A 20491-nucleotide genomic window follows, 5' to 3' on the forward strand; every position below is an offset into this window, starting at 1 on the left:
GGGGCGTTCAGGCCGGGGCGGTCTGTCCCTCGTCGCGACGCAGCACGACGACGGACCGGCCCGGCAGGTGCAGCCGTCCGGCGAGCAGCCGGGTCGCCTCGGGACGCCAGCACGCCGCGATCCGCCATTCTTCGGCCGCCGCGCCGAGGTGCGTGGCGAGGTCGGCCTCGACGGCGTCGCCGGACGTGGCCAGGACCAGAGCGCTGTCGCCGCGGCGCACCACGAGCAGCCCGGCCGCCGTGCTCGGCTCGACCGGGAGCGCGAGGTCGGCGAGCGAGGACGGGCGCAGCGCCAGGAGGCGGGTGGTCCACCGGACGAGTCGTTCGGCCGGGGCGTCGTGCCGTGCGACCGGGACGTGCTGGGTGTCGAGGACCAGGGGGGTTCCGGCCAGCGTGGCGAAGGCGAGCAGCGCGGCGCGGGAGTCGACGTCGGACACCGGTGGCAGGTGCGGTGGGGTCTCGCTCGCGGTGCCCGACCAGGGGAGCGCCGGCACGGCGGCCGGGAGCCGGGTGAGGTCGCCGACGAGCACGGGGGCCGACCGTGCGGTCGCCCGGTGGGCACGTCGGAACGCCGCCGGCCCCCGGCTGCCGGTCGCTCCGGGCGGGAAGGCCTCGTCGGCGATCGCCAGCAGCTCGTCCGCCCGGGCGGGCAGGTCCCGCCCGGCGAGGATGCCCCCGACGACGGTGGTGAGGCGGTCGCTGCGGCCGGGGCCGTCCATGAGCAGGGTGCGCGGTCGACCGGACCGGGCGGCGACGGACTGGACCGCCTCGGCGAGCTCGCCGAGGAACGGCATCGCGGAGCGGTCCACCAGTGCCTCGACGTCCAGCAGCAGACCGTCGACGTGGAAGTCGGCGAGCCAGCGGCAGGCGTCCGCGACGAGGAAGTCGCGGGCACCCCGGCTGCCTGAGCCGTCGAGGTTGATCCGCGGCGTGTCGCGCCCGGGGGAGGCGCCGGACCGCGGTCCGATGCGGGCGCCGCTCGCGTACGGGCCGAACGCATGCAGTCCCAGCGTGTCGGCGACGGCCCAGCGGTGCGGCAGGTCGAGGACGACGGCGAGGCCGTGGCGGTGAGCCGCGTCGACGAGGCGGTGCAGCGCGGCGGGTCCGCCGTACGGGGCGTGCACGGCGAAGAGCCGCACACCGGCCTCGGGCCCGACCGAGGGGTCGAAGGCGGCGATCGGTGCGAGCTCGACACCGTCGACCCCGAGGGCGGCGACGGCGGGCAGCAGCTCGACGGCGGCGTCGAGCGTCCCGTCGGCGGTCGCGGTGGCGATGTCGAGGTGCAGCAGGACGCCGCGCGTGAGGTCGACCCCGCGCCAGGCCGCGTCGTGCCAGGCGAAGTCGTCGTCCAGCACCTGGCTGGGGCCGTGGATGCCGTGGGGCAGCAGCGTGCTGCAGGGGTCGGGCAGGGCGGGGCCGCCGTCGATGGAGAACGCGTACTCCGTGCCGTGCGGGAGGTGGTCGTCGGCCCGCCAGTAGCCGGGCTCGTGGGCGCCGACGAGGCGCATCGCGCGTCGGTCGGCGGGGCGGTCCGCGCAGGGCAGGACGACCTCGACCGTGTGCGCACGGGGCGCCCAGACGAAGGGGAGGCGCCCGGGCCAGCGCTCCCTGGTCCGGGCCTGCGGTGCGCGGGTACCGGGCGCGAACGCGGCCTCGTCGGGAGGATCGGCGGCGGTCACGCGGACACCCTAGCCCCGTCGGTGCACGGGTGGAGCGACCGTCCGGTGCGGGGCGCGTCCGCACCCGTGGCCGAGATGGCGATGGCGTGACGGCGTCGTGCCGGCCTCGTTCCAAGGTGCAAAAAAGTGTGCCAAGCGCAAGCGAGGACACCGTCGCGCTGGTACACCTGAGACATGAGCACAGAACAGGGGGAGGGCAGCCCGACACGGGGCCGGCACCTCCTCGACGAGTCGATCGCGTCGCAGGCTCGGATCGCGCCTCGCCGCCGGTCGCTCACCGACCCGCACGGCGACCCCCGGCTGGGAGGCGACGCGACCAAGGCGCCGACCTCGCTGTCCCAGTCGGAGCGACAGGCGCACGAGGGCGCCTCGAGCGGACACTCCTGGGACGACCCGGACGAGCTCTGAGGAGATCCCTCAGCGTGGCCGGCGGTCGGTCCTGACCTCGATCAGCCTCGGCATGCCCGCCGGGGCCACCTCGCTGACCGCCAGGTAGCGGGCCTCGGCGCGGTGCAGGCGGATGTGCTCGTCCAACGACCACTGCGGACCGTTGCACAGGACCATGCCGCACGAGCAGTCGATCTCGACGGACCCGTCGTCGTGGTGCCGGGCCTGTCCTACCGTCACGTGCGACGCGCGGGCACGCACCTTGGCGCGGTGCATGGCGGCGGACACGGCCGGCGGGCTCTCGGCGCTACGGTCGGGTTCCACGACGGCGAGGATACCCGCCACGGACGTCAGGACGGCGAGCCCGCCGGCAGGGGCTCGTCCGGGCACGTCGTGAGCACGCGCTGCATGGCGTCGCGCTCGGCCCCCGTGACCCACAGCTCGTAGCGGATCTTCACCGCGACCTGGCGGGCCACGTACTCGCACCGGTAGTCGGTGCTCGGTGGCAACCAGGTGGCGGTGTCGCCGTCGCCCTTGGCGCCGTTCGTGGGGCCGTCGACGGCGAGCAGGTTCAACGGATCGTTCGCGAGCTGGCGGCGCGCCTCCTCGTCCAGGGCCTGGGCGCCCTTCTGCCAGGCGTCCGACAGGGCGACGACGTGGTCGATCTGCACCGCCGTGGACGTGGTCCGACCGCGCCGGAAGTCGATGACGGACCCGGTGTACGGGTCGACCAGCGAGCCGGTCAGCACGACGCACTCCTGCGTCCCAGTCTCGAACGTCACCGAGGTGAGGTCGCGCGCCAGGACGTCGTTGCGGGTGTCGCACCCGTTGCGGTCGACGTCGGCCCACGCGGGCCCGAACTCGTCGCGGTCGTAGCCGGTCTTCGGTGCTCGGCCCTTGACCGTGAGGTCGTCGACGGCGGCCAGCGCCGACCCTGGTGCGCCGGTGGCCACGTCGGTGCCGCCCACCAGGGCGGCGAACGGACCTCCGGCGCCGCGGGCGAGATCGCCGATCGTCACGACACCGGCTGTGAGGAGGACCGCGAGGGCGAGGACCAGCAGCGGCACGCGGCGACGTGCCCGCGTGGACGTGCGGGAGGACGGACGGGACACGGACGACTCCTTCGTGAGGTTCGCCCTGATTGTCGCAGGCGCGGCGGCGCTCCGGGCGCGCGGTGTGGCGGGTGCTCGCCGTCGGCACCGCGACGTATCTCGCCCTGGTCGTGCTGCTGCGGGTGACCGGGAAGCGCACGCTGTCCAAGCTCAACGCCTTCGACCTCGTGGTCACCATCGCGCTGGGCTCGACACTGGCACAGGCGGCGCGTCGGGCGGGCTACGGGGGATACGACGCGCTCGCCGCGGTCGTCCTCGAGAGCGACGGATCGCTGAGCATTGTGCCGACGTCGCAACGCGGCGACGGTTCGACCATCGACCCCTTGCGGGGCCGGTAGGGGTGGTGGGCGATACTGGGATCGAACCAGTGACCTCTTCCGTGTCAGGGAAGCGCGCTACCGCTGCGCCAATCGCCCGTGGAGCGGATGACGGGACTCGGACCCGCGACATCCACCTTGGCAAGGTGGTGCTCTACCAACTGAGCTACATCCGCACTGCCGGACCTCAGGGGATCGCTCCCCGGTGTTCCGGCGCCTGTGGAACATTACTGGACCGACCGCGTGCCGGTCCAATCGCCGGGTGTGTGACCTGCGCCTCCGTCGTGGGCGCGGCTCTCAGGCGGACTCTCGGGCGGCCAGGCGCGCCTGCACCTCGGGGCGGCGCAGGGGAGGGACCGTCGGCGGCGGCTGCCGCCGCGCCGGCAGGTCTCCCAGCAGCCGTGTGACGATGTCGGCGATCTCCGCGGCCGCCGCCTCGCACGGTTCGCGCGTCGCCGCGGCGGCCGTGGTGGACACCCCGGTGACCTTGCGGACGAACTGGGCGGCCGCCGCCTCGATCTCCTCGGGCGTGGCGGGCGGCTCCAGGCCGCGCAGCGTGGTGATGTTCCGGCACATGCTCGTGACGGTACGCCGCACCGGTGCGGAACGCACGAAGGCCCGGACCGACCGGTCCGGGCCTTCGTCGTGCGTGGGCGATACTGGGATCGAACCAGTGACCTCTTCCGTGTCAGGGAAGCGCGCTACCGCTGCGCCAATCGCCCGAGGTGGGTACGGGATTCGAACCCGTGTATACGGCTTTGCAGGCCGCTGCCTCGCCTCTCGGCCAACCCACCAGGAGAAGACGTGTGCTCTCCCGCTTCCTCGTCGCCGAGGAGGCAGGGAGTGGGCCTCCGAGCGGATGACGGGACTCGGACCCGCGACATCCACCTTGGCAAGGTGGTGCTCTACCAACTGAGCTACATCCGCACGACCGGACATCAGGGGATCGCTCCCCGGCGTTCCGGCGCGTGGGCAACATTAGTTGACCCATCCCGAATCCGTCCAATCGCCCCGGGCGGTGTGTCGTGGCGACCTGCTGGCATACCGTTCGCTGCGTGGACGAACCGACCTCCTGGGCCTCCTTCGCCGGCCGGCTGGCCGTCGACGTCGTGGAGTGCATCGATCTCGAGCGCGCACCGCACCGGCTCGCCGAGCCCGGCCCGTGGTTCGTCGTCGTGGACTTCGAGGCGTTCGGTCGCGGGGGCCGTGCGCGCGCCTGGCGCTTCGCCCGCGTGGCCGACGGCGGACCGGCCGGTGCGCCGTCGGGCTCGGCGCCTGGCACCACGTCGTCGGGCGACACGTGGCGCGGGCCGGAGCCGGGGAGCTGGCACAGCTCGATGGACCGGGACGCCTACGAGTCCGCGGTGCGCCGCGTGCGCGGGCACGTCCGCGAGGGCACCGTCTACCAGGCCAACGTCTGCCGGGTGCTGCAGGCGCCGCTGCCGGTCGTGCGGGACGGCTCCGTGCCGCGCGAGCCGGCCGCAGCCGACCTGGCCGCTCGTCTCGCCGCCGGCAACCCCGCCCCGTACGCGGCGGCCGTCCACGTCCCGGCGGCGTCCGGCGTCGACCCGGTCTGGGTGGTGTCGGCCTCGCCCGAGCTCTACCTGTCGCTCGACGGCGGGGCGCTGGCCTCGGGGCCGATCAAGGGGACGGCGCGCACGCCCGACGGTCTCACCGACAAGGACCGGGCGGAGAACGTCATGATCACCGACCTCGTGCGCAACGACCTGCAACGGGTCTGCGAGCCCGGCACCGTCGACGTCACCGAGCTGCTGGGCGTGGAGGAGCACCCCGGCCTCGTGCACCTCGTCTCGCGGGTCCGCGGTGCGCTGACCCCCGGGGTCGCCGAGGACCCGGACCGGTGGGGCCGGGTGCTGCGTGCCACGTTCCCGCCCGGGTCGGTGTCCGGGGCGCCCAAGTCCTCGGCGCTGCAGGTCATCGACGAGCTGGAGACCGCCGCCCGCGGACCGTACTGCGGCGCCGTGGGCTGGGTGGACGGCGACCGGGCCGAGCTCGCCGTCGGGATCCGGACGTTCTGGTGGGAGCGCGGGCCGCACGACGACGGCGTGCTGCGGTTCGGGACCGGGGCCGGCATCACCTGGGGCTCCGACCCGGCCGCGGAGTGGCGTGAGACCGAGCTCAAGGCGTCGCGGCTCGTGCGGCTCGCGTCGGCAGGGAGCGACCGGCAGGCATAGCGTGGACGCGTGGTCGTCCCGCTGCCGCTCGCGCCGTACGTGCGATCGATCGTCGCGTACGACCTCGACGTGGGCGCTCCCGGGCGGCACCGCGGGGTGCCCGGGACCGCGCCGGTCCTCGAGCTGGCCCGGACCGAGCCGCTCGACGTGCGGTGGGAGAGCGCCCCCGCGTCCCGGCTCCGGGCGCTGTCGTGCGTGTCGGGCCTGCACACCGGCCCGGCCGGCATCCGCCACGACGGACGGCTCAGAGGTGTCAGCGTGCGGCTCACGCTCCTCGGGACCCGGGCGCTGCTCGGGGTCCCCGCGGGCGAGCTGGCCGGGCAGCTCGTCGATCTCGACGCGGTCGCCCCGGACCTCGCGCACCTGCCCGACGCGCTCGCGGACGGTGGGCGCCCCGCGGCACTCACGGTGGCTGGAGCGCTGCTGGCGGTGCTAGCGCGACGTGGCGACGTGGACCCTGCCCCCGGCCTCCGCGACGTCTTCGGTGGCCTGGCGCAGGGCGGCCACGTGGACCGGGTCGCGCGGCGGACGGGCTGGTCGCGCCGGCACCTGCAGGACCTCGTCCGACGGGAGTGCGGCCTCGCGCCGCGAGACTTCCGCCGTCTGGCCCGGCTCGCGCGATCACGCGAGCTGCTGACCCGTCGTGGGCGCGCGGGACGGGTGGTGCTCGCCGACGTCGCCACGGCGGCCGGGTACGCCGACCACGCCCACCTGACCCGGGACTGGACCAGGCTGGCGGGGTGCACACCGACGACGTGGCTACGTGAAGAGCTCCCGTTCGTTCAAGACGTCGTCGTGGGTCGTGAGGGAGCCTGAGGTCACGGACGAACGAGGAGGTACACCATGACGACAAGCCTGTGGGTCACCCTGCGCTACCGCGACGCCGATGCCGCCCTGGCGTGGCTGCGCGCCGTCGGGTTCACCGTCGGTGCGGTGCACCGCTCGACCGCGGACGAGAAGGTCGTGGAGCACGCGGAGCTGACCTGGCCGGGCGGCGGCGGGCTCATGCTCGGCACGCACCGTGCGAGCCCGTCGTGGCCCGTGGAGCCGGGCGGAGGAGCGACCTACGCGGTCACCGACGACGTCGACAGCGCGTTCCGGGCGGCCGTCGAGGCCGGTGGCCAGGCCGTCCAGGAGCCGGCCGACCAGGACTACGGCGGGCGCTCGGCGACGGTCGCCGACCCCGAAGGCAACCTGTGGAGCTTCGGGAGCTACCGGCCGTCCTGACCTCGGGCCGATGAGTTCGTGGTGCGAGCACGGTCGACCCGTCCATGACGAGCCGAACCCGACGTGCGCCCGCGGTGACCTGCGACCTGTCCGTCTCGCTCGACGGCTACGCCGCCGGACCGCACCCGACCCGCGAGCGCCCCTTCGGGGACGCGGTCGGTAGCGGTGAGGTCCTGCACTCGTGGATGTTCGACCACGCGTCCGACCATCCGGAGGAGATCGCAGGGATCCTCGGAGCCGGCGCCTACGTCATGGGCCGCGGCATGTTCTCCCCGGACCGCGGGCCGTGGGATCTCGGCTGGCGGGGGTGGTGGGGCGAGGACCCGCCGTACCGCGCACCGGTCTTCGTCCTCACGCACCACGAACGTGCGCCGCTGCCGATGGACGGCCGGACGACGTTCCACTTCGTCACCGGCGGTCTGCACGAGGCGTTTGCGCGCGCCCGCGACGCGGCGCACGGGCGGCACGTCGCCGTCGCCGGTGGCGCCTCCACGGTCAACGCCTGCCTGGCGGCCGGCCTGATCGACGAGCTGCGGCTGCACGTCACGCCCGTGGTGCTCGACATCCCGGGTGCGGTTCGGCTCTTCGACGGCGTGGGCCGGGTCGACCTCGAGGCGGTCGGCGCGCGGCGCACGCCCGAGGTGACGCACCTGACGTACCGCCGTCGGGCAGACTGACCCCATGAGTCTTGTCATCTGGGCCGAGGGTCGGATGGTCGGTGCCGAGGAGGCCGCGATGAGCGCGGTCGACCACGGCATCACCGTGGGAGACGGCGTCTTCGAGACGTGCACGGTGCTCGACGGGCGGGCGTTCGCCCTGACCCGGCACCTGGCGCGGCTCGTGCGATCCGCCAAGGGACTGGGGCTCGAGGCCCCGGACGAGCAGAAGGTGCGCGACGGCGTCACGGCGGTCCTCCAGGAGGCGGTCGCGGCGCGCGGCGTGTTCGACGGCAGGCTGCGCATCACCGTGACCGCCGGCGTGGGTCCGCTCGGCTCCGGGCGGGTGGAGGGCGCCCAGACCGTCGTCGTGGCCGCCCAGGAGTCGGTCATGGCCCCCGCGTCTCGCTCGGTGCGCTCACCGTGGCCCCGCAACGAACGCTCGGCGATCGCCGGGCTCAAGACGACGTCGTACGCCGAGAACGTCGTGGCCCTCGCGCACGCCAAGGACCAGGGCGCCGACGAGACGATCCTGCCCAACACCGTCGGCGACCTGTGCGAGGGCACCGGCTCGAACGTGTTCGTCGAGCGGGACGGCGAGCTCGTCACCCCCCGGCTCGACTCCGGGGCGCTGGCCGGCATCACTCGGGAGCTGCTGCTGGAGTGGGGTGCCGAGGCCGGACTGCCGGTCCGGGAGGCCCGGGCCGGCGAGCTGCCGTTCACGGTGCTCGACGAGGTCTCGGCGGGTGCCGCCCAGCTGGTGCTCACGTCCTCCGGGCGCAACGTGCAGCCGGTCACGTGGCTGGACGGCGTGGACGTCGCAGTGGGGGACGTCTCGCGGGCGGCGCGCGAGCTGTTCGAGAAGCTCTGCCGCGAGCGCCTCGACCCGTGACCTGGACCGTCGAGGTGTGCGGTGTGCGCCACACCGCACACCCGCGGTTTGGTCCGACGCCCGAACTGTGACTACTATCGACCTCGCACTCGGGCGATTGGCGCAGTGGTAGCGCGCTTCGTTCACACCGAAGAGGTCACTGGTTCGAACCCAGTATCGCCCACCAGCACAGAGGCCCTCCGACCAGCGGAAACGCTCGGTCGGGGGCCTCTCGTCTTGTCCGCGAGGTCTGAGGATCGGCTCTGCTGGCTTAACTGCTGGCTTATCTCCCCGAACGGGGGTGGACTCGGGCGGTGGCTGACGGCATCGACGGCCGTCCGTGCGGTGGTCCGGCATCGGGTGCTTTGGGGCTCGGCCCGGTGGCGTGCTCGGTCCGTGCGGCGACGTCGAGCGTCGTGCGAACCTTCACCGGGGGCCACCCGAGAGCTGCTAGCGCGGGTGACCAGGTCGACGCTTGCGACCTCTTCGTCCCGAATCAATAACTACCTGCAGAGGCGCACGCTGACCGGCGGACTTGTGCCCGTGGAGATTCGCTGGCGTCCGCTGGTGCACGGGCGGTTCGTGAAGCAGTTGGTGAAGCAGCGAGGGTTGGGTGCTTCCGGCAGCGCCCGCTTCTGAGAGACCAACACGTCCTGGCCGTCCATCGGGCCACCGACAAGGGCAGGCGCCGCCTCCGGCCTGAAGGCGCCACCGCCGGACGCCCCCTAGCGACTTGCGACCGGAGGTGTGTCGGTGGTGTCTCTTAGTCTTCAGGCAGCGATCGACAGAGAGGTGGCCCAGTGGCTCAAGTGCCGGCGCCCGGCGCGCTCGGACGACAGTTGATCCTGTCAGATGGGCCTGAGGAGACCTCTGGTGTGCCCACGGAGTGGGCAGGCAGGATGTTCGTCCTGGGCGTGAACGTCGCCCGGTTCGCCCGGACCTCTCTACCCGAGGACCGGCAACTCGTGATCGCGCTATCGGTGCCTGCGCGGGATTTCACATCGGTGCTCCTGGGAGCCGGGTGGACCTGCGCCAGTACACCGAAGCCCTTGTCGTCCCTCGAGGCCGTCCCGGTCGGCGCACCTGTGCGCCTAGTCACCTCCGGAAAGATCGTGACCGGGACGTTCCGGAAGCTGCAGACCGTCCGCGGTCAGGAACGTGTGGTCACCACGCAGGGAACCTATCAACTCGATTCCGTCCGTGCTGTTGCCCATTTAGACCATCCGGTGGAAGACGCAGCCGGACTCCGCCCCGATCCGGGAGATTTCTCCAGGTACGTCGACCTCGACCGGGTGTGGGACCAGCGATTGGCCAACCCCGCTGCTGACCTGGCGATCGTTGGCACCCGGTCCTGGCTAGAGGAAGACCTCGGCTCCTACATCGGAGTCAGCGGACGCCCTTGGGACCCGACATGTGTCCGTGATGTCCTTCTCCCTTCCGGAGCGGGGGCACCCTCGGTGGGTACGCAGATCTACCCCGCGGCGGACTTTGCCGACGCGGACATCCACGAGCAGGTTGAGGGGGTCATCCTCGATGGGACCGCCGCGATCCGGTACCTCAACCAGATCGAGGCTCGCGTCGTCATCTGCGTACTGGATCGGTCCGTCGTCGACGAGACCGCGGCCGACCTCGTCCTCGGGCGCCGTAATCCCCGCGGGAGGCCGCTGGAAGAGGGCGCGCTGAATTGGACCACCCCGGGTGGGGTGGAAGCAATGGCCTTCACCGTCAAGAGAAGGATGGCGACCTGGTGAGCAGCCGGATCGAGAACCTCAACAAGCGGTACGCCGACGTCGCTTCCGTCCTCAAGTATGGGGTCGAGGTCCAGCTTGCAGAAGACCCGCTCGGCTACCGGTACACGCAGGCCGTGCGGACCGTCGTCCGTACCTCCGAGGACGACGCCCCCGAGGTCTGGGCTGACGTTCTCGGCGCGGCCAAGTCGCTGCGCTGGAAACTGCTGCTGCACCCTGAGCAGGACAGCCGCATGCTCGCCGAGCATGTCGACGCCCTGGGTGTGCAGGTAGCACGGATCCGTCCGAACGTCGCGGCCAGCAGTGTGCTCGACGAGGTGCTCGCAGCCGCTGTCGCCTTGCGCGGACAGCAGTCCGCTGTGGGCGAGCTGCTGTGGCAGGCGGTCGAAGACTTCACTGCCGAGGACTGCTTTGTGGTCGCCGGCAGTAGACACGCGGCCGAGGCCATCAGCGACTGGATCGCTCCGCTGGGCGCGAGGGTGCTCACTCCTGGAGACTTGCGCAGGGAGCCCCTCGGGGCCTCTGTCGCCCTGATCGTCGGCCCTCCGCGGTTCTTCCACTCGTCGATGGTCACAGCGCCGATGACCTCTGAGGTGACCTTCATCGTCCCGAACTGGTTCGGTGACCGGAGCATCCCTACCACCAGCCTGTCGGAGTACGCGGAGAAGCCCATCCTGGTCACGGTGCGCGAAACGGGCCCCAAGCGTCCGGCCCCTCTACCGGCACGCGCTTCCGAGGCCGAAGGAGCTGCTGAGGTACAGCCCGACGAGACCGAGCTGGAACCGTCGGTCTATTGGAAGGCGCCGCAAGACGGAGGACGAACCCCTCGGCCCGACGAGGTGCGCGCACGCAAGGTTCTGCTCAGCGGCGGCTACTCGGTTTGGATCGACGACGGAGACCGGATCCGGTCCTTGGACCCTTACCAACCGGCGGGGGAGAACGTCGTATATCTCGCCGTCGCCACCTTCCGGGACCTCAGCCCAGAACAGCTCGCCCGTACGGAGATCTACCTGCTGCTGCGCAGCGCCGGAAAGTCGCAGCACTCCTACCTACACGAGCGTGCCCGAGCCTCCCTCGGACCGGAGCTCAGCATGGTCCAGGAGACCCAGCAGTACTGGAAGAGCAAGCTGCGGGGGCGGATCGACTCCTGGGGAGAGCAACAAGTCGTTCGCTCCCTAGAAGACCACGGCGTGCAGGCAGCAGGCGAGGCAGTGGCATGGACCAGCGAGGAACTCACCCGACCGCTGCGCAACGACGACTTCCGTCTGCTGTTGGAATGGCTAGACCTCGCGGCTGACGGGCCCGAGTACCGCAACGCCACCAGGCTACGAAGTGCCTTCCGTTCCGAGAGTCACAAGGTGCAGACGCAGATCGGGAGGTCGGTCACTGGTGGCGACCTGGCGCACCTGACGCGGGACGGGCACCGTTTGCTGTCCGCACCGGAACCGGGAGAGCCCGGGTTGACGGCGGCCCGGGTGCTCGCAGTTTCCCCGCACGACGAGATCAAGCCACGGTACGAAGTCCGGGTTCTCCGGGCTGACGACGCGGGCCGATGGTTGCAGTGACAACGACCGCCTCGAGGCCGGGGCCAGGAGGAAGAGAACTGTGAACGGTGTGCAAGCACGCCAGGTGGTGGAAGACGCGGTCCGGCGCGAGCTCGTCGGCCCGATCGAGGGCGAGCCCCCCGAGGGCAAGGCGATCGACTGCTCTGACGGGAAGGTGGTCTTCGCCACGCGGGAGGAGGCCTCAGGCCAGTTTCATGACGAGACGAGCAAGGAAGAAGTCCTCACCCAGGATAAGCCGCTGCGCCGGTACGGAGTCGGGGTGCTCTATCCCGAGGCCATGACTGCACCTCCCACGGTCGAGAAAGAGGCCCAGGACGCGGAGCTGGACGGCGTCACGAGTATTGCAGTCGAGTCGGACGAGGTCGGGCAGGAGGCCATGTCGACCGGCGAGGAGGAGGTCGAGTCCAAGCGGCCTGTCCGCGGAGCATTGGACGACGACCTCGATCTGACCGACGCGAACGGATTCAATCCCTCTGCGATGGCGATTTCTTTCGAGTGCCGTATCCGCACGGACTCCAGTCTCGTCGTTGACATCTCGGGCGCCCAATACTCCAAGGTTACTGCCCGTATCCCGAGGAAGGGCCAGAGCACGGACACCCACGAGGAGACGTGGTGGCTGCGCCGTCCGTTCAAGGGCAATGTGACCTTGCCTGGTCAAACTTTGCAGGCGCAGAACCGCCGGCTCCACCGGGCTGAGATCTCCTACGAGGGCGACGAACCCACCGTGCGGCCGTCCCTCGAGGTCTTCAGCCGCCCCGTTCCTGGCGACGGAGACTCAGACCTACGGATCGTCACCGTTGCGTTGGTCAACCGCAGTGCCGGTGTCGGCGACGCAAACGCGATCTTCCAGGCCGGGTTCACGGTCACCACCCAGGGGAAGGCTTGCCTGGTTGCCTACCACGAGGCCGAGCGCAAAGACCTCGACGAGGAGGAGCAGTCGCTCGACCTGCTCAACCGCAACCATCGAACCTACGCTGTCGGGCACGGGTGCGCCGCCCGCTGGGATGAGAGCAACCCTGAGACTCCTTCGTGGGTGGCCACCGACGCGCTGCCCGCCTATGAGGTCGAGAGCCTCACCCCCGACATATTTGCGACCGACGACAACGGCCAGCGGGTCCCGGTGACGGTCAGCATGCGCGACCTTGCACTGGGGAACGATGACGGTGCGCAGCAGGTCAGGCAGGTCCTGAGCCTGTACGAGGCCTGGATTGTCGAGCAGAATGCGTTGATTCCCAGCCTGCCCGAGCGGATGCACGCCCCGGCCCTCCGGCACATGAAGGAGGCCGACCGGGCCCTGGCACGCATGCAGGAGGGCTGGAAGACCGTCCAGGAGGAGCCAGACGTCGCCCAGGCGTTCCGGTGGGCTAACGAGGCGATGCTGTTCCAACAGATCCGCTCGAGCCTGCCGCTGCGCGAGCTTGAGGAGCATGGTCGAGGCAAGAACGTCACCACCGCTCCGGTGGGGGCGCACCCTGAGGTTGGCGACCTGCAGAGCGTCCGGATCCCTGCGCGCAAGGGCACCTGGCGGCCCTTCCAGATCGCATTCATCCTTGCCTCGTTGCCGGAACTGACCAATCCAGCGCATCCCAAGCGCGCGCTCGTCGACCTGATCTTCTTCCCCACCGGTGGCGGTAAGACCGAGGCTTACCTGGGAGCCGCTGCGGTTAGCCTGCTGGCGCGACGGCTGCGGGACCCGAACGACGCCGGCACCGACACGATCATGCGATACACGCTGCGGCTACTGACCGCCCAGCAGTTTCTGCGCGCCGCTTCCCTGGTCTGCGTGCTGGAAGAGCTGCGTTCCCGCCGACCGGAGGGAGTGGCGACCCCGAACCGGGACCGGCTCGGGACGGAGCCCTTCCGCATCGGTATCTGGCTCGGTGGCACCTCGACCCCCAACACTTGGGACCAGGCCACAAGGAGCCGGACTGCGCTGGGCAAGGAGGTGAACACGCAGAACAAGTTCCTGCTCCTGCGCTGCCCGTGGTGCGGCACCCAGATGGGCCCCTATGGGAAGGCGAGCAAGAACGGGCAGAAGATCGCTGGGTACGTGCAGCAGGGCAAGCAGGTCGTCTTCGAGTGCGCCGACGATGACTGTTACTACGCCGACCGCCCAATGCCGGTCCAGGTTGTGGACGCAGACATTTACGCCAACCCGCCCTCGATTCTCATCGGCACCGTCGACAAGTTCGCGATGCTGGCGTGGAAGCCTGAGGCCAGGGCGATCTTCGGCTTGGAGTCCGACGGCAGCCGCACTGACGTCTCCCCGCCCAGCCTGGTCCTGCAGGACGAGCTGCACCTGATCTCTGGACCGCTGGGGTCGATGGTCGGCATGTACGAGGCGATCATCAATGACCTGTGCACCGACCACCGCCCCGCAGGACCACCCGTTCCGCCAAAGATCATCGCGGCGACCGCGACGATCCGCAGTTACAAGGAGCAGATCCGCAATCTCTACGGGCGCAGCGACGTCGCGCTGTTCCCGCCGCACGGCTTGGAGGAGGGCCGGTCCTTCTTCGCCGAGCCCGACCGTGCCCCGGATGGCAGCAAGAAGCCTGGGCGCAAGTATCTGGGTGTCATGAGTGCGTCCCTGGGGTCGATGCAGACCGTCCAGGTCCGCGTCGCGGCCGCCACCGCACTGGGGCGCGAGCAGATCCCGGAAAAGTCAGAGGACGGTGGGCCCAGCCCGCGCGACGGGTACTGGACCAATCTGAATTTCCTCAACAGCCTGCGCGAGCTCGGCAACACCCTGTCGCTGCTGGAGTCCGACATCCCCGACCACCTCCACGGCCTCAGGAAGCACATCGACGGGGACTTCCACTACCTGCGCAACTATATGGAGTTGACCTCCCGACGCCGCCCGGACGAGATCCCCAAGGCGATCGAGAAGCTCCAGGTGCCCTACGGCGAGCCCCGGTGCGTGGATGTGTGCCTGGCCTCGAACATCATCGAGGTCGGTGTCGACATCAACCGCCTTGGCCTGATGACGATCATTGGCCAGCCCAAGACCACCGCCCAGTACATACAGGTCAGCGGTCGCGTGGGGCGCAACCCCGGGGTCAGCCCCGGGCTGGTCATCACGCTCTACGGAGCAGGAAGGCCGCGAGACCGCAGCCACTACGAGCGGTTCCGGACCTACCACCAGCAGTTGTACGCCCAGGTGGAACCGACTTCGGTCACCCCGTTCGCCACCCCGGTGCTACGCCGTGCCCTTCACGGAGCCGTCATTGCCTACATCAGGCAAACCTCCGACGCCGCGCAGCCTTTCCCCTTCCCCGAGGAGAAGTACTGGGAGGCTGTCGAACTGCTCAAGGCCCGCGCATACACCGTCGAGGAGGGCACCTACGTCGAGACGGACGACGTCGCGCACCTCCAGGCTGAGGCCGAGCAGCGCGCTGCTAAATGGCGCAAGGGCGGCAGGACCGTCTGGGACGCCAACGTCGGATTCGGAGACCCTGACAACGGGCTCATCCGGTTTGCGGGCACCCTCCCGAAGGACGGTGACAAACAGATTCTCACCTGGGACACACCCAGCAGCATGCGGACAGTGGACGCCGAGTGCCGCCTGGACATCCGCAAGGGCAACACCTACATCGAGAACGACCCCGAACTGCAACCTGGAGGTGCCAAGTGAGCACGGGAGACATCCGGCGAACACAGCTCGTCACCCCCTTCGGGGTCGGAGCGATGAGCATGCTCGTCAACGGAACCTCGGTCATCACCGCAGGACTGGACCACTGGTACCCGACCGCCAAGGAGGACCCGAACTATGAGCCCGAGGAGTTCCAGGCCAGCGACTGGCGCCTGGAAAAGCAGCTTCACGTCTCCGAGTTCCGCCTTCCCCCGGACTTTCGCCCGTACTACTCCGGGGACAACGACTCCAGGAACACGGGGCTGAAGGTGCCCGCGCTCCGCTTCCCCCTGGTGCACTTCTGTATGTACTGCAGGCGCTTGGAGGCCAGCACTCTGAACCGGACCGGGCGCGTCGAATGTAGAGACTCCAAGCACAACGACTGGAAGCGCCCCCCGCGCATGGCCCAGGTCCCGTTCGTCATGGCGTGCTCCGAGGGTCACCTGGCCGACTTCCCCTTCTCCGAATGGGTCCACCGGAGCCTGCGCCCGGCCTGCCGCAAGACCCTGAGGTTGCGCTCGTACGGTGGCGGGCTCGAAGGGCAAGTCGTGGCTTGTGAGTGCGGTAAGCGCCGCTCGCTGCAGGGCATCATGCAGGGCGGGAGCCAGGAGACCGTGGCGACTTACCTCAGCCGGGAGCTGGTCGGCGGGCAGGGCAACGAGTTCCTGTGCAAGGGGTCGGCTCCGTGGCTGGCGGAGGACGGCAACGGCCTCTGTGGCCAGAACGTTCGCGGCGCTCTGCGAGGTGCCGGGAACATCTACTTTCCCAAGGTTGAGTCCTCGATCTACCTGCCCGTGGAGGCCGGCGCCGTGCCCGCTGAGGTCAAGGAGCTCCTGAAGAACCCGAAGGTCCAGAGTATCCTCCTCGACTTCTATGAGGACGCGGACGCGGGCAGCAGCGAGATCGATCCTGCCGCCCTGCACAAGAAGCTCGTCAAGCGACTGCCTGCCGAGCTCGTCGATGGGGTCAGCGTGGAAGACTCCTATGCCCTCTACAAGGAGCGCTTCGGCATTGGTGGACAGGCTCCCACGGACATGCCGCCCTCCAGCGACGTCGACCTGCTGACCGCAGACGACAGCTGGCGATATCCCGAGTACGAGCAGATCCGACAGACGCCCAAGGATGACGACCTCACCGCCAGCGATCCAGGGGTGCACCCCGATGCTGCCGAGGTGGTCAGCCGGGTCCGGTCAGTAGAGACACTGCGCGAGACCCGTGCCCTCCGCGGCTTCACCCGTCTCACGGACACGCCTCTCGGACTGGCAGAGGGCAAGCAGATGCTGCGACGCAAGAAGCTCGACCGTGAGCACGACTGGCTACCCGCCTACGTTGTCAGGGGAGAAGGCATCTACCTTGAGTTGGACCCCGAGCGACTGGAAGTGTGGGAGGAACGTTCCGAGGTCAAGGCTCGAGCGCAGCTGATCACCGACCACTATGGGGTCGCGGCCTCCAACCGGGGTCTACTTCTGAGGGACTTCTCCCCACGCTTCGTCATGTTGCACACCCTGGCGCACCTACTGATCAACGAGCTGGTCTTCGCCTGCGGTTACAGTTCGGCCTCTCTACGTGAACGGCTCTACGTCTCCGACGCGCCGGGCAAGGAGATGGCTGGTCTGCTGATCTACACCGCTGCCGGCGACTCGGAAGGCACCATGGGAGGCTTGGTGCGCATGTCTGCGCCCAGCAACCTCAACAAGGTCCTGCAGGCATCGCTCGGCGACGCGACCTGGTGCTCCACCGACCCGGTTTGCATGGACGCGGGCAAGCACGGTCAGGGGACGGACTCGTGCAACCTGGCCGCCTGCCACGGGTGCGCGCTCGTCCCAGAGACCAGCTGCGAGGAGTTCAATCGGTTCCTCGACCGAGGCCTGGTGATCGGAACCTTCGACGAGCCCGACCTCGGGTTCTTTTCCGGCTCAACGCAGATGAGGGTGTAGCGCTGGCTGGCTGAGCTGGGGCGGGGATGGGTCGAGGTCCCCTGATGATGGGGGTTCCTACGCCACCCATCCAGAAGACCTCGACGTGCCTGACGCTACCTTCGTTGCCCCTGACCTGACGACCTTCGCGTGCCTGGACGAGCTCGGCCTCGTTGTGGTCGGGCAACATCTGGAGCCTGACCGAGCGGTGCTGGAGTGTCGTGTCCTCGCCCGCGATGACGACGCGTTCTGCCGCGGGTGCGGCGCTGAGGCCACGCCGCGAGGGACGGTGACCCGACGGCTGGCGCACGAGCCGTTCGGGTGGCGGCCGACGACGCTGCTGATCAGGGTGTGCCGCTATCGCTGCTCGGGCTGCGCCCGGGTGTGGCGTCAGGACACCACGGCGGCGGCGGAGCCGCGGGCGAAGCTGTCGCGGGCGGCGGTGCGCTGGGCCCTGGTCGGGCTCGTCGTTCAGCACCTGACCGTGGCGCGGGTAGCCGAGGCCCTCGCGGTGTCGTGGCACACCGCGAACGACGCCGTCCTGGCCGAGGGACGCCGCCTGCTGATCGACGACGAGGCCCGCTTCGACGGCGTCACCACTGTCGGCGTCGACGAGCACGTCTGGCGGCACACTCGCCGCGGGGACAAGTACGTCACCGTGGTCATCGACCTGACCCCGATCCGCAACGGCACCGGACCGGCCCGTCTGCTGGACATGGTCGAAGGGCGCTCCAAGAGCGCGTTCAAGACCTGGCTCGCCGCCCGCCCGAAGACCTGGCGCGACGGCGTCGAGGTGGTCGCGATGGACGGGTTCACCGGCTTCAAGACCGCTGCGGCCGAGGAGCTGCCCGACGCGACCGCGGTGATGGACCCCTTCCACGTGGTCCGCCTGGCCGGTGACGCGCTGGACCGCTGCAGGCGCAGGGTCCAGCTCGATCTGCACGGCCACCGTGGACGCGCGAACGATCCGCTCTACAAGGCGCGCCGGACCCTGCACACCGGCGCCGACCTGCTCACCGACAAGCAGAAGAACCGGCTGGAGGCGCTGTTCGCCACCGAGGAGCACGTGCCCGTCGAGGCGACCTGGGGCATCTACCAGCGCATGATCACCGCCTACCGCCACCCCGACCGCGCACACGGCCGTGCTCTCATGACCGCCGTGATCGACTCGGTGGCCCGCGGCGTTCCGGCGGCCCTGAGCGAGCTCGTCACCCTCGGCCGGACCCTCAAGAAGCGCGCCGCCGACGTCCTCGCGTTCTTCGACCTTCCCGGCTCGAGCAACGGACCGACGGAGGCGATCAACGGGCGCCTCGAACACCTACGCCGCTCCGCCCTCGGGTTCCGCAACCTGACCCACTACATCGCCCGCTCGCTCCTGGAAGCCGGCGGCTTCAGACCGCGACTACACCCTCATCTGCGTTGAGCCTCTATTCCGACATCGCACGCTGACAGACCCGACACCTGCTCGGCGTGGAGTGCCAGGAACAGGGAATCCACCTTGGTCTACCTACGTGCTACAGCGGTGGACGACCAGCAGGTCCGGGACTCGTGGGACGAGCTGCGCAGCCACAGCGCCGACCCGGCCTGGGCTGGGGCACACCAGAGCCTCCATCAGACCCAGGGCGATTCATGGAGTGGCTCTGGCCGGGCCTGGCGAAGGGTAGCGTTGCCCCTCGACCGAGTGCCTTAGGGGACTGCGGTTGCGGTCGTCGCTACGACCAGGCACGGGTCCTCGGTTATTCACAGCCTGCTCCCGCCGGGAGTTACCCACAACCGAGCGCGCTGGACGTCGTCCGCGCTGAGCGGAGTCGGCAGTATGGCCGCCAACCTCCCGCGCCGGGATCCGTGTCGGTGGCGGGTGTCAGCATCGCCGTGGACTAGCCTCGGTGGGACCGAAGAGGAGATGATTGTGAGCGGTCTGACGGTCGTTGAGATCTGCGCAGGCGCTGGGGGGCAGGCCCTCGGCCTGGAACTCGCTGGCTTCGAGCACCGGCTCGCAGTTGAGCTGGATGAGAACGCCGCTGCGACCCTGAAGGCGAACCGCCCTGAGTGGGAGGTCAAGGTTGGCGACGTCGCTGATGAGGGCGTCTGGAATCCAGACGAGTACAGCGAGGGCCTCTCCCTGCTTGCTGGTGGTGTCCCGTGCCCTCCGTTCTCGATCGCCGGAAGGCAGTTGGGGACCAGCGACGAACGCGACCTGTTCGCCTGGGCGATCGAACTCGCCGGCCGGATGCAGCCGCGTGCGGTGCTCCTCGAGAATGTCAGAGGCTTGTCCATGCCCCGGTTCTCCGGCTACCGCCAGCACGTCAAGGACCGCCTCGCAGAGCTGGGGTACTGGTCGGACTGGAAGCTCCTCGAGGCGCGGGACTTCGGGGTCCCGCAGTTGCGCCCACGATTTATCCTCGTTGCCTTGCGGGAAGAGGACGCGAGGTACTTCAACTGGCCCGAGCCGACCCCGTACATCGGGACGGTCGGCTCGGCGCTGCTCGACTTGATGAAGGACGACGAATGGCCCGGTGCTGAGGATTGGGCCGACAGAGCGAAGGGGATCGCTCCAACCATCGTCGGTGGCTCGAAGAAGCACGGCGGAGCAGATCTCGGCCCCACCCGTGCCAAGCGGGCGTGGGCGGCACTCGGAGTCAACGGTCTTGGTATCGACGATGCACCGCCGACCCCCAATCACGACAGGAACTATATTCCGAAATTGACCACAGAGATGGTGGCGCGCCTACAGGGGTGGGGGCCGGAGCCAGAGTATCGATGGAAGTTCACGGGTCGAAAAACCAGCCGCTATCGTCAAATCGGCAACGCCTTCCCGCCACCGGTTGCCCGTGCAGTCGGCGGGGCGATTGCTGCGGCTCTCAAGCACGAAGGGGTCCGAAAGGACTTCGCCCAGGCCGAGGCCGAAGCCATGCATGACCCGATCTACCTCGCCCTGAAGGACGCTGAACGCCCTCTGACAGTCCAGCAGATCGACAAGGCGACCGGCGGCGTGGTCGGCGCCCGGGACATCGAACAGCGGCTCGGAATACTCTCGCGCGACTTTGACATCAAGCACGACGGTTCTGGCGACGAACGGACGTACGCGCTGGGCGCATTCAAGGGGTTCGTCGGTCAGGAGGACCATGTGCGTCACGCAGCGTTCGAGGCCGCGAGATCGAGGATCAGCTAATCCTCTGCCCAGCGTC

At 69.7% G+C, this 20491-nt stretch carries 17 protein-coding genes and 6 tRNA genes; 14 read left to right on the forward strand and 9 right to left on the reverse strand.

All coding sequences use genetic code 11. The annotated features are described in order from the left end of the window. Window positions 1-7: 7 nt before the first annotated feature. Window positions 8-1678 carry an alpha-amylase family protein gene (locus AC3RJ8_RS07855; RefSeq protein ID WP_489715343.1) on the reverse strand — a complete coding sequence of 557 codons (1671 nt, stop codon included), beginning with the start codon at window positions 1676-1678 and terminating at the stop codon, window positions 8-10. Between the two features lie 174 nt (window positions 1679-1852). On the opposite strand from AC3RJ8_RS07855, the gene AC3RJ8_RS07860 reads away from it, so the two are divergent. Further along, window positions 1853-2086, forward strand: coding sequence for a hypothetical protein (locus AC3RJ8_RS07860; protein WP_489715344.1), 234 nt, complete (start codon window positions 1853-1855; stop codon window positions 2084-2086). Between the two features lie 9 nt (window positions 2087-2095). Here the strand turns inward: AC3RJ8_RS07860 and AC3RJ8_RS07865 are convergent, their stop codons facing one another. Next, window positions 2096-2389, reverse strand: a complete 294-nt coding sequence (locus tag AC3RJ8_RS07865) for a hypothetical protein (protein WP_489715345.1) — start codon at window positions 2387-2389, stop codon at window positions 2096-2098. Between the two features lie 26 nt (window positions 2390-2415). Further along, entirely contained in the window at window positions 2416-3177 is a 762-nt protein-coding gene (locus AC3RJ8_RS07870; RefSeq protein WP_489715346.1) for an HNH endonuclease family protein, read from the reverse strand. A 71-nt stretch (window positions 3178-3248) separates the two neighbouring features. Between AC3RJ8_RS07870 and AC3RJ8_RS07875 the strand changes: the two genes are divergently transcribed. Then, the gene (locus AC3RJ8_RS07875) at window positions 3249-3515 is read left to right on the forward strand and encodes a hypothetical protein (protein WP_489715347.1); all 267 of its coding nucleotides are present in this window, start codon (window positions 3249-3251) and stop codon (window positions 3513-3515) included. Window positions 3516-3518: 3 nt separating this feature from the next. Here AC3RJ8_RS07875 and AC3RJ8_RS07880 read toward each other — a convergent pair. The 6 genes from AC3RJ8_RS07880 to AC3RJ8_RS07905 all read right to left on the reverse strand — a co-directional run bounded on the left by AC3RJ8_RS07880 (window position 3519) and on the right by AC3RJ8_RS07905 (window position 4421). Next, window positions 3519-3593: transfer RNA gene (locus AC3RJ8_RS07880), tRNA-Val, on the reverse strand. A gap of 1 nt (window position 3594) precedes the next feature. Next, window positions 3595-3670, reverse strand: a tRNA-Gly gene (locus tag AC3RJ8_RS07885). Window positions 3671-3791: 121 nt separating this feature from the next. Next, entirely contained in the window at window positions 3792-4070 is a 279-nt protein-coding gene (locus AC3RJ8_RS07890; protein ID WP_489715348.1) for a DUF2277 domain-containing protein, read from the reverse strand. 74 nt (window positions 4071-4144) lie between these two features. Further along, a tRNA-Val gene (locus AC3RJ8_RS07895) sits at window positions 4145-4216 on the reverse strand. A gap of 1 nt (window position 4217) precedes the next feature. After that, a tRNA-Cys gene (locus tag AC3RJ8_RS07900) sits at window positions 4218-4288 on the reverse strand. Between the two features lie 60 nt (window positions 4289-4348). Then, window positions 4349-4421: transfer RNA gene (locus AC3RJ8_RS07905), tRNA-Gly, on the reverse strand. A 128-nt stretch (window positions 4422-4549) separates the two neighbouring features. Here AC3RJ8_RS07905 and AC3RJ8_RS07910 point away from each other — a divergent pair. The 12 genes from AC3RJ8_RS07910 to AC3RJ8_RS07965 all read left to right on the forward strand — a co-directional run bounded on the left by AC3RJ8_RS07910 (window position 4550) and on the right by AC3RJ8_RS07965 (window position 20475). Continuing rightward, a complete protein-coding gene (locus AC3RJ8_RS07910; RefSeq protein ID WP_489715349.1) occupies window positions 4550-5689 on the forward strand; it encodes a chorismate-binding protein in 1140 nt (379 codons plus the stop codon). A 9-nt stretch (window positions 5690-5698) separates the two neighbouring features. Next, on the forward strand, window positions 5699-6505 hold the full coding sequence (locus tag AC3RJ8_RS07915) for an AraC family transcriptional regulator (protein WP_489715350.1): 807 nt from the start codon (window positions 5699-5701) through the stop codon (window positions 6503-6505). Between the two features lie 27 nt (window positions 6506-6532). After that, window positions 6533-6916, forward strand: coding sequence for a VOC family protein (locus AC3RJ8_RS07920; RefSeq protein ID WP_489715351.1), 384 nt, complete (start codon window positions 6533-6535; stop codon window positions 6914-6916). 44 nt (window positions 6917-6960) lie between these two features. Then, the gene (locus tag AC3RJ8_RS07925; protein ID WP_489715352.1) at window positions 6961-7593 is read left to right on the forward strand and encodes a dihydrofolate reductase family protein; all 633 of its coding nucleotides are present in this window, start codon (window positions 6961-6963) and stop codon (window positions 7591-7593) included. Window positions 7594-7597: 4 nt separating this feature from the next. Beyond that, window positions 7598-8464: an aminotransferase class IV gene (locus AC3RJ8_RS07930; RefSeq protein ID WP_489715353.1), complete on the forward strand. Its 867-nt coding sequence runs from the start codon at window positions 7598-7600 to the stop codon at window positions 8462-8464. Between the two features lie 91 nt (window positions 8465-8555). After that, window positions 8556-8630, forward strand: a tRNA-Val gene (locus AC3RJ8_RS07935). A 712-nt stretch (window positions 8631-9342) separates the two neighbouring features. Further along, window positions 9343-10194: a hypothetical protein gene (locus AC3RJ8_RS07940; RefSeq protein ID WP_489715354.1), complete on the forward strand. Its 852-nt coding sequence runs from the start codon at window positions 9343-9345 to the stop codon at window positions 10192-10194. After that, window positions 10191-11756 carry a hypothetical protein gene (locus AC3RJ8_RS07945; RefSeq protein ID WP_489715355.1) on the forward strand — a complete coding sequence of 522 codons (1566 nt, stop codon included), beginning with the start codon at window positions 10191-10193 and terminating at the stop codon, window positions 11754-11756. The genes AC3RJ8_RS07940 and AC3RJ8_RS07945 overlap by 4 nt, the downstream gene beginning before the upstream one ends. 40 nt (window positions 11757-11796) lie before the next feature. Beyond that, window positions 11797-15390, forward strand: coding sequence for a helicase-related protein (locus tag AC3RJ8_RS07950; protein WP_489715356.1), 3594 nt, complete (start codon window positions 11797-11799; stop codon window positions 15388-15390). After that, window positions 15387-17324: a DrmB family protein gene (gene drmB / locus AC3RJ8_RS07955; protein WP_489715357.1), complete on the forward strand. Its 1938-nt coding sequence runs from the start codon at window positions 15387-15389 to the stop codon at window positions 17322-17324. The genes AC3RJ8_RS07950 and drmB overlap by 4 nt, the downstream gene beginning before the upstream one ends. A gap of 85 nt (window positions 17325-17409) precedes the next feature. Beyond that, entirely contained in the window at window positions 17410-18726 is a 1317-nt protein-coding gene (locus tag AC3RJ8_RS07960) for an ISL3 family transposase (protein WP_489715358.1), read from the forward strand. Window positions 18727-19119: 393 nt separating this feature from the next. Further along, a complete protein-coding gene (locus AC3RJ8_RS07965; protein WP_489715359.1) occupies window positions 19120-20475 on the forward strand; it encodes a DNA cytosine methyltransferase in 1356 nt (451 codons plus the stop codon). Window positions 20476-20491: the final 16 nt, after the last annotated feature.

It is taken from the genome of Isoptericola sp. MSGPD8_1_ISO-PGPR-S23-394 (genome assembly GCF_058072785.1).

What these genes read in the sequence shown, in the direction of transcription:
- AC3RJ8_RS07860 (WP_489715344.1), top strand. Translation starts at nt 1,853, where the DNA reads ATGAGCACAGAACAGGGGGAGGGCAGCCCGACACGGGGCCGGCACCTC.
- AC3RJ8_RS07890 (WP_489715348.1), bottom strand. Translation starts at nt 4,070, where the DNA reads ATGTGCCGGAACATCACCACGCTGCGCGGCCTGGAGCCGCCCGCCACG.
- AC3RJ8_RS07920 (WP_489715351.1), top strand. Translation starts at nt 6,533, where the DNA reads ATGACGACAAGCCTGTGGGTCACCCTGCGCTACCGCGACGCCGATGCC.
- AC3RJ8_RS07925 (WP_489715352.1), top strand. Translation starts at nt 6,961, where the DNA reads ATGACGAGCCGAACCCGACGTGCGCCCGCGGTGACCTGCGACCTGTCC.
- AC3RJ8_RS07930 (WP_489715353.1), top strand. Translation starts at nt 7,598, where the DNA reads ATGAGTCTTGTCATCTGGGCCGAGGGTCGGATGGTCGGTGCCGAGGAG.
- AC3RJ8_RS07940 (WP_489715354.1), top strand. Translation starts at nt 9,343, where the DNA reads ATGTTCGTCCTGGGCGTGAACGTCGCCCGGTTCGCCCGGACCTCTCTA.
- AC3RJ8_RS07965 (WP_489715359.1), top strand. Translation starts at nt 19,120, where the DNA reads ATGGCCGCCAACCTCCCGCGCCGGGATCCGTGTCGGTGGCGGGTGTCA.